This is a genomic window from Nonomuraea sp. CA-141351 (genome assembly GCF_050944675.1).
Taxonomy (GTDB): Bacteria; Actinomycetota; Actinomycetes; order Streptosporangiales; family Streptosporangiaceae; genus Nonomuraea.
This window is the reverse complement of the sequence record NZ_CP191982.1, coordinates 11,086,473-11,102,314: the sequence shown is the minus strand read 5'-3', so window position 1 is coordinate 11,102,314 and position 15,842 is coordinate 11,086,473. Positions and strand designations below refer to the sequence as shown.

General features: G+C 70.8%; 15 protein-coding genes. 8 read left to right on the top strand and 7 right to left on the bottom strand.

Annotated elements, in window-relative coordinates:
• The first annotated feature begins 26 nt into the window (after nt 1–26).
• Nucleotides 27–986: an EamA family transporter gene (locus ACQPWU_RS52080; protein WP_433434221.1), complete on the top strand. Its 960-nt coding sequence runs from the start codon at nt 27–29 to the stop codon at nt 984–986.
• Between the two features lie 10 nt (nt 987–996).
• Here the strand turns inward: ACQPWU_RS52080 and ACQPWU_RS52075 are convergent, their stop codons facing one another.
• On the bottom strand, nt 997–1,374 hold the full coding sequence (locus ACQPWU_RS52075) for a hypothetical protein (RefSeq protein ID WP_433434218.1): 378 nt from the start codon (nt 1,372–1,374) through the stop codon (nt 997–999).
• Nucleotides 1,375–1,462: 88 nt separating this feature from the next.
• On the opposite strand from ACQPWU_RS52075, the gene ACQPWU_RS52070 reads away from it, so the two are divergent.
• The gene (locus tag ACQPWU_RS52070) at nt 1,463–2,395 is read left to right on the top strand and encodes an HpcH/HpaI aldolase/citrate lyase family protein (protein WP_360690334.1); all 933 of its coding nucleotides are present in this window, start codon (nt 1,463–1,465) and stop codon (nt 2,393–2,395) included.
• Here ACQPWU_RS52070 and ACQPWU_RS52065 read toward each other — a convergent pair.
• Nucleotides 2,385–2,927, bottom strand: a complete 543-nt coding sequence (locus ACQPWU_RS52065) for a DUF6529 family protein (protein ID WP_433434215.1) — start codon at nt 2,925–2,927, stop codon at nt 2,385–2,387. The two genes, ACQPWU_RS52070 and ACQPWU_RS52065, sit on opposite strands and share 11 nt — an antisense overlap.
• On the bottom strand, nt 2,924–3,625 hold the full coding sequence (locus ACQPWU_RS52060) for a hypothetical protein (protein ID WP_433434212.1): 702 nt from the start codon (nt 3,623–3,625) through the stop codon (nt 2,924–2,926). The genes ACQPWU_RS52065 and ACQPWU_RS52060 overlap by 4 nt, the downstream gene beginning before the upstream one ends.
• 100 nt (nt 3,626–3,725) lie before the next feature.
• Between ACQPWU_RS52060 and ACQPWU_RS52055 the strand changes: the two genes are divergently transcribed.
• Together ACQPWU_RS52055 and ACQPWU_RS52050 are read left to right on the top strand one after the other, a co-directional pair.
• A complete protein-coding gene (locus tag ACQPWU_RS52055) occupies nt 3,726–4,715 on the top strand; it encodes a lysostaphin resistance A-like protein (protein ID WP_433434209.1) in 990 nt (329 codons plus the stop codon).
• Between the two features lie 303 nt (nt 4,716–5,018).
• Nucleotides 5,019–7,778, top strand: a complete 2,760-nt coding sequence (locus ACQPWU_RS52050) for a WD40/YVTN/BNR-like repeat-containing protein (protein WP_433434206.1) — start codon at nt 5,019–5,021, stop codon at nt 7,776–7,778.
• A gap of 26 nt (nt 7,779–7,804) precedes the next feature.
• Here ACQPWU_RS52050 and ACQPWU_RS52045 read toward each other — a convergent pair whose 3' ends face one another.
• Nucleotides 7,805–8,200 (bottom strand): NUDIX hydrolase, encoded by a 396-nt coding sequence (locus ACQPWU_RS52045; protein WP_433434204.1) that lies wholly within the window; start codon nt 8,198–8,200, stop codon nt 7,805–7,807.
• Between the two features lie 47 nt (nt 8,201–8,247).
• Between ACQPWU_RS52045 and ACQPWU_RS52040 the strand changes: the two genes are divergently transcribed.
• The 3 genes from ACQPWU_RS52040 (at nt 8,248) to ACQPWU_RS52030 (ending at nt 10,750) form a co-directional block, all read left to right on the top strand.
• Nucleotides 8,248–8,901 (top strand): DUF6758 family protein, encoded by a 654-nt coding sequence (locus tag ACQPWU_RS52040; protein ID WP_433434201.1) that lies wholly within the window; start codon nt 8,248–8,250, stop codon nt 8,899–8,901.
• Between the two features lie 43 nt (nt 8,902–8,944).
• Complete coding sequence (locus ACQPWU_RS52035) at nt 8,945–9,655, top strand: MBL fold metallo-hydrolase (RefSeq protein ID WP_433434199.1); 711 nt, start codon at nt 8,945–8,947, stop codon at nt 9,653–9,655.
• 72 nt (nt 9,656–9,727) lie between these two features.
• Complete coding sequence (locus ACQPWU_RS52030) at nt 9,728–10,750, top strand: RecB family exonuclease (RefSeq protein WP_433434196.1); 1,023 nt, start codon at nt 9,728–9,730, stop codon at nt 10,748–10,750.
• 205 nt (nt 10,751–10,955) lie between these two features.
• Here the strand turns inward: ACQPWU_RS52030 and ACQPWU_RS52025 are convergent, their stop codons facing one another.
• The 3 genes from ACQPWU_RS52025 to ACQPWU_RS52015 all read right to left on the bottom strand — a co-directional run bounded on the left by ACQPWU_RS52025 (nt 10,956) and on the right by ACQPWU_RS52015 (nt 14,714).
• Complete coding sequence (locus ACQPWU_RS52025) at nt 10,956–11,867, bottom strand: oxygenase MpaB family protein (RefSeq protein ID WP_433434193.1); 912 nt, start codon at nt 11,865–11,867, stop codon at nt 10,956–10,958.
• 13 nt (nt 11,868–11,880) lie between these two features.
• Nucleotides 11,881–12,771: an alpha/beta fold hydrolase gene (locus tag ACQPWU_RS52020; protein WP_433434190.1), complete on the bottom strand. Its 891-nt coding sequence runs from the start codon at nt 12,769–12,771 to the stop codon at nt 11,881–11,883.
• Nucleotides 12,772–12,878: 107 nt separating this feature from the next.
• Entirely contained in the window at nt 12,879–14,714 is a 1,836-nt protein-coding gene (locus tag ACQPWU_RS52015) for a DEAD/DEAH box helicase (RefSeq protein ID WP_433434187.1), read from the bottom strand.
• Between the two features lie 350 nt (nt 14,715–15,064).
• On the opposite strand from ACQPWU_RS52015, the gene ACQPWU_RS52010 reads away from it, so the two are divergent.
• Nucleotides 15,065–15,703: a ferritin-like fold-containing protein gene (locus tag ACQPWU_RS52010; RefSeq protein ID WP_433434184.1), complete on the top strand. Its 639-nt coding sequence runs from the start codon at nt 15,065–15,067 to the stop codon at nt 15,701–15,703.
• Nucleotides 15,704–15,842: the final 139 nt, after the last annotated feature.

The window sequence follows — 15,842 nt, the reverse complement described above, 5'->3', positions numbered from 1 at the left end:
GGTGATTACTGGCCAGGTGGTGGGCGATGAGGTATGCGGGGCTCGGGCTCGCGTTCGTGTCCTCGTGGTGTTTCGCGTTCTCGGGGCCGATGGCCAAATACCTCATCACGGCCGGGCTGGCGCCGATCGAGGCCGTATGGACGCGGATGGCGGGCGCGGGGATGCTGCTGGTGGTCGTGCTGGCCGTGGTGAAGCCGCGGGCGCTGCGGATCCCCAGATCGAGGCTGCCGTTCTTCGGGCTGTATGCGGTGATGGCGGTGGCGGGGGTGCAGTCGCTGTATTTCGTGGCGATCACCCGGCTGCCGGTGGGGGTCGCGTTGCTGCTGGAGTTCATGGCGCCGGTGATGGTGGTGGCCTGGGTGCGGTTCGTACGGAAGGTACGGCTCGCGCGGGCCGCCTACATCGGGGCGGTCGTGGCCGTCGTGGGCCTCGCGATCGTCGTCGAGGTCTGGCAGGGAATGCGGCTGGACGCGCTGGGCCTGCTGCTCGGACTGCTGGCCGGAGCCTGCTGCGCCGGATATTTCCTCATGAACGATAGCTTCGGCGACGACGTGGACCCGCTCGGCCTGATCGCCTGGGGGATGGCGGGAGCGGCCGTGGTGCTGATCCCGTTCGCCCGGCCGTGGAACATCCCATGGGACGCCTTCACGGCCACGGTCACACCGGACGGCGGCCGGACGCTGCCGGTGCTGGGGGCGTACCTGTGGATGGTGCTGGTCGCGACCGTGATCGCGTACATCCTTGGTGTGAACGCCGTGCGGCGGCTGTCGGCCGCGGTGGGGGCCACGGTCGCCTCGCTGGAGGTGATCGGCGGCGCGCTGGTGGCCTGGGCCCTGGTCGGCGAGACGCTGGGCGTCTTCCAGATCCTGGGGGGCCTGCTCGTGCTGTCCGGCGCGCTACTCGCCCAGACCGCGACCGCGATCGCCCAGCCGTCACCGGCGGTGGACCCCGAAGCGCAGCCCATCGGCGTCAGCGGCCAGGCCTGAGGCGCGGGACTCAGGCGGTAGAGGCGGGCGGGGTGAGGCGCAGGACGGTGGAGTCGCGGGCCCAGCGCTCGGTCAGGTGCTCGCTGTCGCGGGCGTTGAGCCGCTCCTTGGCCAGCGCCGCCACGGCGTCGGCCGCCGCGCCCTGGTCGACGACCGTGACCGCCGCGTCGAACTCCACCAGCCGGGCGCCGTTGTCCTTGCTGCGCAGCGTGACGTGGACTTGGTCGAGCGCCTCGAGGCCGGGCAACTCCTGCTCCTCGCCCCCCGTCACCAGGTAGATCGCCCCTTCGTGCCAGGCGTGCCAGGCCAGGCGCGGGCGGTCGAGCGTGAGCCAGAGGATGCCGGACTTCTTGGCGCCCTCCTCGATGGCCGCGGCGTTCTCGGTCACATCCTCGACTGTAGCCCTCACCGCCACTCGCCGCACTTCGGCCGAGGTCCCTTAGGGGGAGGGGCGGGGACGGCGCTAGCGTGTGCGCATGCGTTCACGTCGTTCGGTGCTCGCCGTGCCAGGCAGCAATCCGCGGTTCCTCGAGAAGGCCCAGACGCTGCCCGTCGACGAGGTCTTCCTGGACCTGGAGGACTCCGTCGCGCCGCTGGCCAAGGAGGAGGCGCGCAAGAACATCGTGACCGCGCTGCGCGAGGGCGACTGGGCCGGCAGGACACGCGTGGTCAGGGTCAACGATCTCACGACGCAGTGGACGTACCGGGACGTGATCGAGGTCGTCGAGGGGGCCGGGGAGTTCCTCGACTGTGTGATGCTGCCCAAGGTGCAGGACCCCACCGAGGTGGTCTGGCTCGACACGCTGCTCACCCAGATCGAGAAGACCATGGGGTACGAGGTCGGCCGCATCGGCATCGAGGCGCAGATCGAGAACGCCCGCGGCCTGGTGAACGCCGACGCCATCGCGGGCTCGTCAAAGCGCCTGGAGACCCTGGTGTTCGGCCCGGCGGACTTCATGGCGTCGATCAACATGCGCACGCTCGTCGTCGGCGAGCAGCCGCCCGGCTACGTCGAGGGCGACGCCTACCACTACATCCTCATGCGCCTGCTCATGGCGGCCAGGATGCACGACCTGCAGGTCATCGACGGCCCTTACCTGCAGATCAAGGACGTGGAGGGCTTCAAGCGGGCCGCCAGGAGGTCGGCCGCGCTCGGGTTCGACGGCAAGTGGGTGCTCCATCCCTCCCAGGTCGACGCGGCCAACGAGGTGTTCTCGCCGTCGCAGGAGGACTATGACCACGCCGAGCTCATCCTGGAGGCGTACGAGTACTACACCTCGGTCGAGAAGCGCGGCGCGGTCATGCTGGGCGACGAGATGATCGACGAGGCCTCGCGCAAGATGGCGCTCGTCGTGGCGGCCAAGGGCCGGGCCGCCGGGCTGAGGCGTACGAAGAGCTTCACACCTTGAGCCCGATGGCGGTGAAGAACCAGAACGACGACGTCAGCCAGATCCCGATCAGCGCGGTGAACGCCAGCCCGCCGAGCACCGGCAGCGTCCAGCCGGGCGCGTCACGCTTGGGCAGCGCCAGCAGCTTCGCGGTGAACACACCGTAGAAGAAGCAGCCGAGCAACGAGTGCGCGAGCACCCGCGGCACGTCGTACTGCAGGCCCAGGGCGTAGAGGCAGTGGAAGGCGACGGGGATCGTGAGCAGGAACGCCAGCCGCCCCGACCAGCGATGCACCGCAGGCGGGATGGTGATCCCGAGTTTGCCCCACATCGACAGGGCCGAGACGACCTGCACGATCGCCAGGACGAACGCGCCCGTCGTCAGCCACGCCTTCATCGGCAGCGCGGCGGAGAACCCGGCCACGCCCACGGCGAACCCGGTGGGCGTGTGCACCCGCCCGTAGACGCCGAGCGCGAGCGCCGCGAGGCCGCCGGCCAGCAGCGGCACGAGGAGCGGGGTCAGGCTGCGTGATGGCTGGGGTACGGCGGTCATTGCATCTCCTCGATGAAGCCGTCCACGTCTTTCGGGTAGAGCGTGGTGCTGTCGACGGTCACGGGCGCCGTGGGCCGGTCGCCCTGCAACTGGGGGATCGGCACCTGCGTGTCGCCCTCGAACGCGGCGCCGACCTGGGTGAAGCCGCCCTTCGGGCTCTTCAGCACGATCCAGCCGGCCCTGAGTTTGGCGCCCCTGACGATCGCGGTGGCCCGGTACAAACCCGAGGGCTTGACCACGGTGGGCGCGACGAAGCTCCACTTCCTGCCCCCGACCGCGACCCAGCCCTTGGCCCGGCCGCCGCCCAGCGCGGCCGTGACCTTTGCGCTGCCTGACCCGGCCAGCCGCAGGTCGCCGTCCGACTCCGTGCCCTTGAACCAGGCCTCGGCCTTGCCGTCGCAGAAGTAGCCGACGGCCTTGCCGTCTCTGATCGAGATCGCGATGAGGCCGCCGTTGCCCTTGACGTAGCCTCCGTAGTCAGCTTTGGGGATCTTCTTCGGCGCCGTTCGCTCAGGCTCAGGCGCGGGCTCGCCTGAGGATGACGGGGCCGCGGTGGTCTCCTCGGCGGAGGGTGCTTCCGCGGCGGTGTCGGCGGCCTCGTTTCTGGCCGCCGGTGTCGCGATGACGCTGGCGACACCCAGCCCCACGGCGAGCACTGCCCCCGCCGTGAGGGTGATGACAGGTCCCAGCCTTGACATGAACTGCTCCCAGGGTCGAAATGTCGTACGACTCCGAGCATCCGCCTAAATGAGAGGACCGTCTGTGAACTATTGCGCACCGGGTGGACAGAATGGATGGGTGCAGGAGAATCAGCCAGGACATCAGCATCCCTACGGCTACGGCACTCAGCCGCCGGTCTACCCGTACCCGCCGCGGTCCTGGTTCCTGCCGACGCCTCGTGGGGTGCGTTACGACCACCTCGCCAGGACCGCCGCCGCGCAGCCGTGGCGGGCGATCGTCGGCACGCTGATCATCGCTGCGGCATTTCTCGTGCTCAGTGCGCTGGCCATCTGGGCCGGCGTGGTGGCGTCGATGTTCCTGGGCATCCCGGCGCCGCTCGAGGCCGAGGGCCGGCTGTTCGGCGATCCGGTGCTCTCGCTGGTCGTGGTCTTGATGTCGCTCGCGCCCATGCTCTTCCTCGTGCAGGGCACGGCGGCGCTCGTCCAGCGCAGGCGCCCCGGAACGCTCTCGTCCGTGGCCGGGCGGCTGCGCTGGTCCTGGCTGCTGAGCTGCCTCGGGCTGGCCGCCCTGGCGCTCGTGCTCGGGCAGGGCACGCAGGCGCTCGTACTGACGCTGTACGGCGAGGACGCCGATCTGTTCGGCTGGGCCGGGTGGTCCGGGTTCCTGCCCGCGCTCATCGTGATAGTGCTGCTGGTGCCGTTCCAGGCGGCCGCCGAGGAGTACGTCTTCCGCGGCTGGTTCATCCAGGCGATGGGGGCGCATCTGCGAAATCCGGCCTGGTCCATCCTGCTCGGGTCCGCGCTGTTCATGTCGTTGCACGGGTATTCGTGGGCCGGGCTGATCGACGTGTTCGGGTTCGGGGTCGTCATGGGCTGGCTGACGGTGCGGACCGGAGGGCTCGAGGCGGGGATCGCGCTGCACGTGCTGAACAACCTGCTGGCCTTCGGGCTCGCCGCCGCGGCGGGCAACCTGGAGGGCGCGCTGAGCCAGGGGAAGGTGCCGGTGCCCTGGCAGGCATTGTCCGGGACAGTGGTGCAACTCGGGGTGTATGCGTTTGGTGTGTTGTATCTAGCCAAAAAGCGGTCAATTAATAATGTTTCAGGATAAATCGGGCGAGAGGTGCCGGGAATCTCGCTAGAGAGGTCTCGCTATTCCGGCTGAGTCATGCTGGTCTGGTTCCTGTGGAACGGACCAGCGGCCTGATTCCACCCGTACGACGAGTTCGACCAATAGGAGGTACGGCGCGTGGCCTCCGGCCCCAGCGAACCGCCTCGGCGACCGCCGGGTGACGACCCGCGTCCTGAGGACGCGTCCGACCCGCGATCTTCGGAAGAGCCGAGGATCAGCCATTCGCCGCCGGGTCCCACCGACGATCGGGCGCGGGGTTTACCGCTGACCTCGCCCTGGGGCATGCCGCCCTTCGCCGCCCCCGTCCCGGAGGACGAGCCGCAGGAGCCGCCCAAGGGGCGCAGGCCGTACAGCTCGCCGACGGCAGAGCCCGAGGCCGAGCCGCGCCGCCGCCCCCGCCGCATCGTCAACCGTCCCGACAAGCTCGTGGCCGGCGCCCCGGTCCATCCCCCTCAGGAAACGGTCCGCCCCGACGAGCCGCAGGCCGAGGCCGCGCCTTCCCCCGAGCCCGAGGAACGGGAGCCCGCACCCCGGCGGGAGCCCCCGTACCGGCTGGTGTATCCGGTCGAGCAGCAGGAGGCGGCTCCTGAGCAGGACGAGGAGCCGGACGAGCCCGAACAGCGGGACGACGAGGACGGCGAGCCCGAGGTACGGCGGGTCGGGCGGCCGCCCGCCGGCCGTCCCACGCGGCCCGACCTGCTCGTCGCCACCGGCCCGCCGCGCCCCCAAGGCTCGAGCGGCAGGCACCACAGAGGCCCGGCCCCGGCCGCCGTCCGCAGGTCCAGCCCCGTACGCCACCGCAGCAGGGCCGTCCCCGTCGTCCTGTCGCTGGCCGTGGCGGTCCTGGTGGCCGCGGGCGTGGTCGTCTGGCAGTGGAGCGATGACGAGGCCCCCGGCCTGCGGCTGGAGGCGGGCACGGGGCGGTCGGGAGACGAGCTGTTCACCGTCCCCGCGGCCGGTGACGGCGCCAACCAGAAGCTCAACGACATGACCTCCGTCGGCCGCGCGGTGGTGGCGGTCGGCAGCGACACGACGAGCCCCACACCGCGCCCGCTCTTCCTGTTCTCACCGGACGGCGGCAAGAACTGGCAGCTCGGCCAGGTCAACGGCGCCTCCACCCCCACGGTCCAGCGAGTCGTCGGCGGCAACGGGCGCTGGCTGGCCGCCGGTGGAGACGGCGTGTCCGAACGCGGCCTTTGGACCAGCACCGACGGGTTCAGCTGGACGGCCGTGGAGGAGTCCGGGCTGGCCGCGTTCAGGGCCGGTGACCAGATTCACGACATCGCCAGGACGGCGTCCGGGTTCGTGGCGGTGGGACGTACGACGGGAGACGACGGCGGGACGGGCCCGGCGGCGTGGCGCTCCGCCGACGGCCGGGCCTGGGAGCGGATCGAGACCAGAGAGCTTGAGGTACGCGAGATCAAGGCGGTCGTCGCCAAGGGCGACACGGTCGTGGCCATCGGGGCCCCCGCGGTCGGCGAGGGATCGCGGGTGCTCCGTTCGGCCGACGGCGGGCGCGACTGGCAGGCGACCGGCTTCCTGCTCTCAGAGGCCACGCCGCGTACCGGGACGCTGGCCGTGCTGCCCAAGGGGTTCGTGCTGGCGCCGTGGCGGCAGCGCACGATCACGGGTGACGTGCGCGTCTACTGCTCCCCGACCGGGGCACAGTGGTCGCAGTGCGGCTCCATCGGCGGTCTGAGCGGCGAGAGCGCCGGCGTCGAGTCGCTGATCTCCTATCCGACGGGCGTCGCGGCGATCTCGCAGGGCAGCCTCGGCCGGTACTCCGTGCTGACCAGCGCCGACGGACGCCAGTGGGCCAAGCGGGCCGACCTCGGCAACCTGCCGGGCGCGACGCTGCGCGGGTTCACGATCTCCGACGGCGGAACCCTGTTCGCGGGCGGTGACCAGGCGGCCTCCGACGTCGACAACCAGCTCGTGCTCATGACCGCGCCGCCGCGTGGCAACGCCTCGCGGGTGCAGCTGGGCCAGGTCGAGGGCCTGACCAGGATCGCGCGCGAGACCACAGCGCTGGCCGGCTTCGCAGGCAGGTACGTCGCCGTCGGCTCGGCCTCCGGCGACGCGGGCCTGTGGACGATCAGGGACTGGCAGAGCTGGAAGTCCATGAGCCTCGGCGGCCCCGGCCGGCAGATACTCCAGGACGTCGCACACGGCGGCCGCGGCTGGCTCGCCGTCGGCGCCACCGAGACGAACGTGGCCGTCACCGACCCCCTCCTCGTCACCTCCGACGACGGCGAGAGCTGGAGGAAGGTGAACGTCACCGGTGACCTGGCCCGCAACCCGAACGACCCCTACCTGGAGACCCACGTGGTGACGGCGGGCAAGAAGGGGTACGTGCTGGCGGGCGAGTCCAGGGACCAGGCGGGCACGTCCGGCGCCGCCATGTGGTTCACGCCTGACCTGCGCAAGTTCACCAGGTCGAAGAAGCTGCCGCAGGGCGGCTCCGGGGTGCGGATCTACGACGCCGTCGCCGGCGGGGACGGCTACGTGGCGGTGGGCGGCTCGGGCGGCGCCGACCAGGAGAGCAGCGTGGTCTGGTACTCCCCGGACGGCGTGAACTGGAGCTCGCGCAAGCGCGTGACCCCGCCGGACGCCACCTCGGCCGGGCTTCGACGGATCACGACTTATCAGGACAAGCTGGTGGCCATCGGCACGGCCGTGACGGGCGGCTCACGGCGCGCCTTCGCGGCCGTCTCGGACGACGACGGAGCTAGCTGGCAGACGGCCTGGCTGCCCGCTGAGCAGGCGGCGGCGGTGTACGACCTGGCCTCGGCGGAGGAGGGTCTGGTGGCGGTGGGCTGGCACGGCGTTCCCGGCGAGGGCGACAGCGCGGCCTGGACCTCGCAGGACGGCCTGTCGTGGAACCGCATGGCGCTGACGAAGGACCGGCTGGCCGGGCAGGGGGCGCAGTGGCTGTCGGCCGTGGCGGTTTCGGGCTCGGAGGTCGTGGCGCTCGGCCGGTCCACGACGTACAACGCCGATCACCTGATCCTGTGGATCTCCAGCCTCACTTCGAACAGGTAGGGAGGCGCGGTTTCGGCGGGGGCGTTTCAGCGGGGCAGCACGCCCCACGCGGTCAGCGACTCGAGGAGCCCCTCGGAGAGCGGCAGCCGTACCAGCTCGTCCATGTCGCACCAGCGCACGTCGGCGGCGTCGTCCCCGGCCGCCAGCACGCCTCCCGACACGCCGGCCAGGTAGTCGCGGATCACGTACGTGACTCCGCCGGGGCCCGGGCGGTCCACGGTGCCGGCGAGGCGGCCCACCTCCACGTGCAGCCCGGTCTCCTCCAGGACCTCGCGGCGGAGCCCGGCGGCGTCCGTCTCGCCGGGCTCCAACCTGCCGCCGGGGATGGACCACAGCCCCATGCCCGGTGGATGTCCCCGCTTGATCAGGAGGAGCCGGTCAGAAGCGTCGAAAATAATCGCGCCGACACAATTTACGCGCACATGACCAAGATTACGACGGGATAACGAGAAGCGCCCTTGACGGGCCGGTGCCGGAGAAAGCACCGTGGGTAGTTGTGAGAGCGGCTCCAACCTGTCCGCGGTGCTTTGGCCCGCTTCACGGGCCGAGTGCGTGGTCGAGCGCGTTTCGATGTGGCACGCACGGCGATGTCCTGCCGTATCAGCCTCCATGGCCGCCGACCAGTGCGGCGCTGGAGGCCATGCGCAAGAGCGCCGTGGTGCCCGTGTGGCTGCCCTGGCCGTTGCCCGCAGGCTGGCTGGTGACCGGTTTCGGCGAGGTGGGCGACCAGCGCACCGGTGCCCGCGCCAGCGTGGTCGCGCTGACGGGGCCGTCGCTCATGGAAGGTCCCGCCGATCTGCTCGTCATCGCGGAGGAACCGGGCATCGGGCTCGGCGCGGCGTTCGCGGGGCTCGACGGCCCCGACCCGGGTGAGGGCTTCGACTCGGGGCCGCCGAACGCCAAGATCGACGTGCTCGGGCATCCGACCGCGCTCTGGTGCGTGGGCGCCGCGGACGACCGGGCCGTCTACGCGGGCGAGGCGCTGGGCAACTGGTTGTGGGCCATCGCCTGGCCCGCCGATGCCGGCTGCATGATCGCACTCGCCGAGCTGTCGCTGCTCGACGCGCGGGATCACGACCTGGATGTCCCGTTCGGCGCATTCTCGCCGAGACTCGAGGACTGAGCTCGATTCGCGCTCTGAGTCAGACGGACTAAAGTTCGGAAGCGTGACAGCGCGTATCGAGCGAGTGGTGACCGAGGGCGTCGTCGATATCGACGGCACCGAGCACAAGGTCGAGAACAACACCTGGATCATCGGCGACGACGACGAAGTGATCGTCATCGACGCGGCGCGTGACGCCGAGAAGATCCTCGAGCAGGTCGGCGAGCGGGAAGTGCTCGCCGTCATCTGCACGGCAGGGCTGCCCGACCACGTCGGGGCCGCCATCGAGGTGGCCAGCAGAGACGAGGCCATCGTCGCCCTGCATCCCAAGGACAAGCCCCTGTGGCGGGAGACCTGGCGCGAGACCTGGCCCGACATCGACATGGAGGACGACGGCATCTTCGAGGTGGCCGACGTCCAGCTCGATGTCCTGGAGACGCCCGGCATCACGCCCGGCGGCGTCTCGCTCTACTGCGAGGGGCTCGGGGCCGTGTTCACCGGCAAGGCCCTGCAGGCCGACGGCCCCGGCAAACTGGGCGGCGAATACCCCGCCCTGGCCGACCAGCTGACCTCGATCGGCGGGCGGCTGTTCACGCTGCCCGGCGACACGCGGGTGCTGGCCGCCCACGGCGACGAGGTCACGATCGGCGACCTGGAGCCGCACTTCGACGGCTGGGTGTCGGGCTCGCTGACCCGTGACGACCCCGATGTCGATGGCTCGCTCACCGACGGCACCAAGATCTCCGGGATCAAGCTCGACCCGGACGACGACTAGGGTGAGGGAGCGCCGTCGCCTGGACTCCGCAACGGATCCCAGCGACCGAGCCGCCTCCACGGGGTGGAGGCCATGAACGCGGTGCAGGGCCAGCTTCCGCTGGATGGGATGCCGCGGCGGCTCTATTCGTGCACGCCGTCGCGATTGAACGCCTGGCTCGACTGCCGGCGCCGCTACCGGTTCAGCTACCTGGACCGGCCGCAGCCGTCCAAGGGGCCCGCCTGGGCGCACAACAGCGTCGGGGCGAGCGTGCACAACGCGCTGGCGGGGTGGTGGCGGGAGCCGTACGAGCGCAGGACCCCGCTGACGGCCGCCATCCTGCTCACGAACGGATGGATCACGGAGGGCTTCAGGGACGCCGAGCAGTCGGGGCACTGGCTGGGCCGCGCCCGCGACCTCGTCTCCGGATATGTCGCGACATTAGACCCCAGTGACGACCCTGTGGGCGTCGAGCGCACGGTCGCCACCCGCACCAAGGTCATCGCCGTGTCCGGCCGCATCGACCGCCTCGACCGGCGCGGGGACGAGCTGGTCGTGGTCGACTACAAGACCGGCCGCCGCCCGCTCACCCAGGACGACGCCCGCTCGTCGCTCGCCCTGGCCGTGTACGCGGTCGCCGCCTCCACGATGATGCGCACGCCCTGCCTTTCGGTCGAGCTCCACCACCTGCCCACCGGCGAGATCGTGGAGTGGCGGCACACCGAGGAGTCGCTCGCCCGTCATCTGCGGCGCGCGGAGGAGCTCGCGACCGAGGCGTCGGCAGCGGACGAACGCTATCGCGCCGTCATCGGCCCACCCGCCAAGGGCTCCGCAACCTCGCGCTCGGGACGGGGAGCGGCCACGCCGGGGGCCTCTGCCTCGCGCTCAGAGCCGGGCACCTCCGCGCCGGGGGCCTCTGCCTCGCGCTCAGGACCGGGCACCTCCGCGCCGGGGGAGCGGCAGTCCGTCGGGCCGGCGGTGGTGCCGGACGAGATCGACGAGCTGTTCGCGCCCAGTCCTGGGCCGATCTGCTCCTGGTGCGACTTCCGCCGCCACTGCCCCGAGGGCCAGGCCGCCGCCCCTGACCGCCGCCCATGGGACGCTCTCGCCGAGTAACGCCCGGCGGGAGTGCCCGCACACATCGCGGGGCCTGCTCGTCCTCCCCATGGCCGGGCCAGCGATCGTCATGACGCCGATCGCGGTGGCGCCGGTCGGCCGGGCGGGGATGCGGAAGTGCTGGTGGCGAGCGCGACGCTGCTGCCCGGCGGCTCCAGAGTGGGACCCGTCTGGCTGGTGCTGGTGGCCGGGTCGCTCCTGCCGGTCAGGCGGCCAGTGCCGTCGGCCAGCGGCGGGGATCGGTCAGCCCCTTGAGGCCCTTGCTCACGTCGTAACCCGCCGCGCCGAGCCGCTCCCTGGACGCCTGCAGCATCACCCTCGTGGCCGGCATGAACGCGCGGTCGTGCACCGGCTCCGGCAGCGAGTTCAGGCCCAGCCTGAACGCCTTCAGCGCGGCCCTGACGGTCGGGCGAGGCACCTCCGGCAGCGCCGCGTACATCCGCCGGGCCCACTCCGGCAGCGTGTAGTAGCACAGCGCGCCGAACGGGAAATAGGCGGGCTTGCCGGGTGACAGCAGCCTGAGCTCGTGCGGGAGCCTCGGCCACATCAGGAACCGCACGGTCGAGGCCGCCTCCTCCGTCACGCGCAGGCTGGGGCGTACCCGCTTGAAGTAGGCGTCCATCTCCGCGCACGAGCCGGGCACGTCGTCGAGGTGCAGGCCGACGTACGTGGCGCTCTTGCGCTGCTCGTACAGGTAGCGGTCGGCCTGGCGCTCGGTGAGGCCGAGCCCGCCGAGCCTGGCCACCTCCAGGTACGACGACACCTCCGCGCAGTGCACCCACAGCAGCAGCTCGGGGTCGTCCACCCGATGTGTCCTGCCGGTGCCGGGATCCTGGATGCGCAGCGCCTTGTGGATGCCGCGCACCCGCCGGCCGATCTCGTCCGCCTCCGCCGGGCTGCCGAACGTCACCCGTCCCACGAAGTCGGCCGTGCGGCGCAGCCGTCCGAACGGGTCCTCCTGGAAGTTGGAGTTCTGCCAGACGCCGCGCATGGCCAGCGGATGCAGCGCCTGCAGCATGAGACCGCGTACGCCGCCCACCCACATCGAACGGTCGAGATGCACCTGCCATGTCACGCTCTGCGGCGGCTGGACGACGATGTCTTCGATGTTCGCCATAGTAAGTAGAGAATTACATGACATTGGACCTTGTGTCCAAGTAGTGCTTCTCGGCCGCGTTCCAGAACCGCACCAGCGCCGCCGCCGTCGTCTCCGGCGCCTCGACGGCCGGGGAGTGGACGGCGCCGGGCACCACCACGCACTCGGCGCCCAGCCTGGCCGCCATCTCCGACTGCGCCTCGGGCGGCCACCCGTCGTCGTGCTCGCCGTACAGCACGAGCGTGGGCACCTCGATCTCACGCAGCTCGTCGGTGCGGTCGTACATGCTCAGCACCTGCTCGGCCATGCACGCCAGCCCGGTCGGCGAGTTGGTGAGCAGGCGCCTGCGCAGGAACGCCAGGATCTCGTCGGACACGTCGCCTGCCAGCGCCTCGGGCTCGAGCCTGTGGTGCCACACGTGCTCCAGGCCGAACGCCTGCACCTCTTCCATGAGCTTCTTGCCGTTGATCGCCCGCCTGCCCTCGATGGCCGCAGGCCCCGACCCCATCAGCGTGAAGGACGCGAAATGTGTGCGCCCGTCGATCACGGCCTCCCTGGCCACCAGGCCGCCGAACGAGTGGCCCACCAGGTGAACGGGGTCTCCGCCGCCGATGACCTGGGCGAGAGCGTCGACGTCGGCGCCGAGAGCGGGGCAGGTGTAGGCCGCCGGGTCGTCGGGGCCCAGCGTCTCGTACTGGCCGCGCTGGTCGATGGCCACCACCCTGCGCCCCGACTGGGCCAAGGTCATCAGGACCGCGATGAAGTCCTCCTTGCTGCCCGTCAGGCCGGGGACCAGGAGCGCAGGCCAGCGCTCAACCACACCACTGACCGGTCGCGCGTCCAGGGCCGCGAACGTGCCCTGCGGCGTTTCGATCTTCTGTGGTGCGACGCCAGGAGGCAGGTCGAGGAATCGCGGCGTACTCACGTGGGGCAACAATACCCAGAGGTCAGCGCCTCGACACAGTCGAGGGCACTACGTGCGTGAAAGGGCGCGCACCCCGGCGGGGTGCGCGCCCTTTCAGATGATGGTGCTCAGCCGGCGCGGCGGCGGTTGCCGCCTCCGCCCCGGGACTGGCGGCGCTGCTGCTTGCGCTCGGTGGCTGCGGACGGGGCGATGTCGTCGTCGTCCGTGGCCAGGTCGGGAGACTGGAAGATCACCGTGAACGGGTTCGGCGGGACGATCCGCTCCGGCTCCTTGCGCACCGGCGGGGGCGGGGTCGAGAGGAAGGACGGCTCCGGCTCCACGACGGCCGCGGGCTTCGCGACAGGCGTGGGCTCCACGACTGCCGCGGGTTCCACGACGGTCTCGGGCTCGACGGCCTTGGCGGCGGTACGGCGGGAGCGGGTGCGCTTCACCGGCACCTCCTCCTCGGCCTCCGGAGCGTCGTCAGCGATCCGGCGCGACCTGGTGGCCTTGACCGGCGCCTCGGGGGCGTCGGCGAGCGCCTGCTCGATGGCAGAGGAAGCCGCCCCCCTCCGCGTACGCGTCCGCTTCGTCTCGGCGGCCGCCTCGATCTCGTCCGTTGAGAAGATCGCGGGCGTCTCTTCCGCCTTGGCATCCACGAGCTCGACCTCCGGAGTCTCGACGGCTGCGGTCTCCGCCAACTCCCTCCCGCCACGGGTGCGGCGGCGCTGGCGTGGCGTACGGGCGGCAGGGCGCTCCTCACGCTCGTCGCGGCGACGGCCGCCACGACCGCGAACCCTGCCGGTCTCCCCGAGATCCTCGATGCGCTCCGCGGACAGCCCGGCGCGCGAACGCTGCGCGTGGGGCAGGACGCCCTTGGTGCCTTCGGGGATGTTCAGCTCGGAGTAGACGTGGGGTGAGGTGGAGTAGGTCTCCTCGGGCTCGGCGAAGTCGAGCCCGAGCATCTGGTTGATCATCTTCCAGCGGGTCAGCTCCTCCCACTCCACGAACGTGACCGCGATGCCCGTGCGTCCGGCCCGGCCGGTGCGGCCGATGCGGTGCACGTACGTCTTGTCGTCCGTGGGGCAGTCGTAGTTGACCACGTGGGTGACGTCGTCGATGTCGATGCCGCGGGCCGCCACGTCGGTGGCCACCAGCACGTCGATCTTGCCGTTGCGGAACGCGCGCAGCGCCTGCTCGCGCTGGCCCTGGCCGAGGTCGCCGTGCACGGCCGCGACGGCGAAGCCACGGGTGTCGAGCTGCTCCGCGACCATGTCGCAGGCCCGCTTGGTCTCACAGAAGACCATGGTGAGCCCGCGGCCGTCGGCCTGCAGCAGCCGCGCGACGATCTCGATCTTGTCCATCCGGTGCGCGCGCCACACGAGCTGGCGAACCTGCGGCGTGGTCTCGCCCTCGCCGCTTTCGTGCTCGGCGCGTACGTGCGTCGGACGGTTGAGGTATTTCCGCGACAACGCGACGATCTCGCCCGGCATGGTCGCCGAGAACAGCATCGTCTGCCGCTGTGCGGGGATCAGCTTGAAGATCCGCTCGATGTCGGGCAGGAAGCCGAGGTCGAGCATGCGGTCGGCCTCGTCGAGCACGAGACTGGTGACCTGGCTCAGGTCGAGGTGCTTCTGCTTGACCAGGTCGAGCAGGCGGCCGGGGGTGCCGACGATGACGTCGACGCCGGCCTTGAGCGCCTCGATCTGTGGCTCGTACGCGCGCCCGCCGTACACGGTCAGGACCCGGGAGCCGAGCTTGCCCGCGGCGGTGACGAGGTCCTCACTCACCTGCACGGCCAGCTCGCGGGTTGGCACGACAACGAGCCCGCGGGGCTTCTTGCGGTTTTTGCGCGGCTTGCCGATGCTCTGGAGCATGGCGATGCCGAACGCGTAGGTCTTGCCCGTGCCCGTGCGCGCCTGGCCGATCAGGTCCTGGCCGGTCAGGGCGAGCGGGAGAGCCATCTCCTGGATGGGGAACGGTGTGACGATGCCCTCGGTCTCGAGGGCATCGGCGATCTCTGGTGTGACTCCGAGGTCTCGGAAAGTCGTCAGCGTGGCCTGCCTCAGTTCTCAAATGAAGGCGGGCCTGCCGGGACCGACGGGCGGAAACAGCCCCCCGTTACGTGGGTCCTCGCGGTAGAGCCAGCCCTCTCGCGTCATCAGCGACCGCGTCACCCGGAGTGGGGGTATCCGGGGGAATCCCCCGAACTTACACAGTGCGGTCGCACTTTCACAGAGCAGTGTACTCGATACCACAACGCTGGCCGAGCTTCAGTATGTTCCCGCAGATTTCCCGAAGTACGCTGCCTTTCATGAAGGAGTCTCCAGGAGTCGTCGACCTTCTCGGTGTGCTCGCCTATGCGGAGCTCAGCGCGTACGCGCGGATGACGGAGGACGCCGCCACGCTGGCGCCCACTCTAGCCGACCGCGCTGCGCTGAGTGAGCTGGCCGTGACCGAGTACGCCCATTTCCGCCTGCTGCGCGACCGGCTGGCCGAGCTCGGGGCCGATCCCGATGAGGCGATGGCGCCGTTCGTCGACGCGCTGGACGCCTGGCACGCGCAGACCAAGCCGGCCGACTGGCTGCAGGCGCTGGTCAAGACGTATGTGGGGGACGCCATCGCGCTCGACTTCTACCGTGAGGCGGCCAGGCACCTCGATGCCTCGATCGCCGAACTGGTGGACGAGGTGCTGGTGGACGAGGGGCGCTCGCAGTTCGCGGTCGAGCGGGTCAGGGCCGGGATCGAGGCCGCGCCCGTGGAGGCCGGGCGGCTGGCGCTGTGGGCGCGGCGGCTCGTGGGCGAGGCGCTCAGCCAAGGACAGCAGGTGGCCTCGGCCCGGCCCGAGCTGGCGCTGCTGCTGGTGTCGGAGGACGGCGCCGCCGATATTTCCCGACTTTTCGCGACATTGACGGAGGCGCACAACAAGCGCATGGCCGCCATGGGCCTCTGATCGACGCGGCCGCTCGAGGAGACGGGTCTGCCCATCGAGCGGCGCGGGGGCGCGGAACGGTTGTACCGTGCCAGACATGAGGGCCTCGCGCCGCTACGGCAGTTCCTTGACGACAAGATGTACGCCGAACCGCTGGACT

Bases quoted from the DNA above. Each gene is read 5' to 3' on its own strand.
- ACQPWU_RS52080 (WP_433434221.1), top strand. From the start codon at position 27: ATGAGGTATGCGGGGCTCGGGCTCGCGTTCGTGTCCTCGTGGTGTTTC.
- ACQPWU_RS52070 (WP_360690334.1), top strand. From the start codon at position 1,463: ATGCGTTCACGTCGTTCGGTGCTCGCCGTGCCAGGCAGCAATCCGCGG.
- ACQPWU_RS52065 (WP_433434215.1), bottom strand. From the start codon at position 2,927: ATGACCGCCGTACCCCAGCCATCACGCAGCCTGACCCCGCTCCTCGTG.
- ACQPWU_RS52060 (WP_433434212.1), bottom strand. From the start codon at position 3,625: ATGTCAAGGCTGGGACCTGTCATCACCCTCACGGCGGGGGCAGTGCTC.
- ACQPWU_RS52050 (WP_433434206.1), top strand. From the start codon at position 5,019: ATGCCGCCCTTCGCCGCCCCCGTCCCGGAGGACGAGCCGCAGGAGCCG.
- ACQPWU_RS52030 (WP_433434196.1), top strand. From the start codon at position 9,728: ATGAACGCGGTGCAGGGCCAGCTTCCGCTGGATGGGATGCCGCGGCGG.
- ACQPWU_RS52025 (WP_433434193.1), bottom strand. From the start codon at position 11,867: ATGGCGAACATCGAAGACATCGTCGTCCAGCCGCCGCAGAGCGTGACA.
- ACQPWU_RS52015 (WP_433434187.1), bottom strand. From the start codon at position 14,714: ATGGCTCTCCCGCTCGCCCTGACCGGCCAGGACCTGATCGGCCAGGCG.
- ACQPWU_RS52010 (WP_433434184.1), top strand. From the start codon at position 15,065: ATGAAGGAGTCTCCAGGAGTCGTCGACCTTCTCGGTGTGCTCGCCTAT.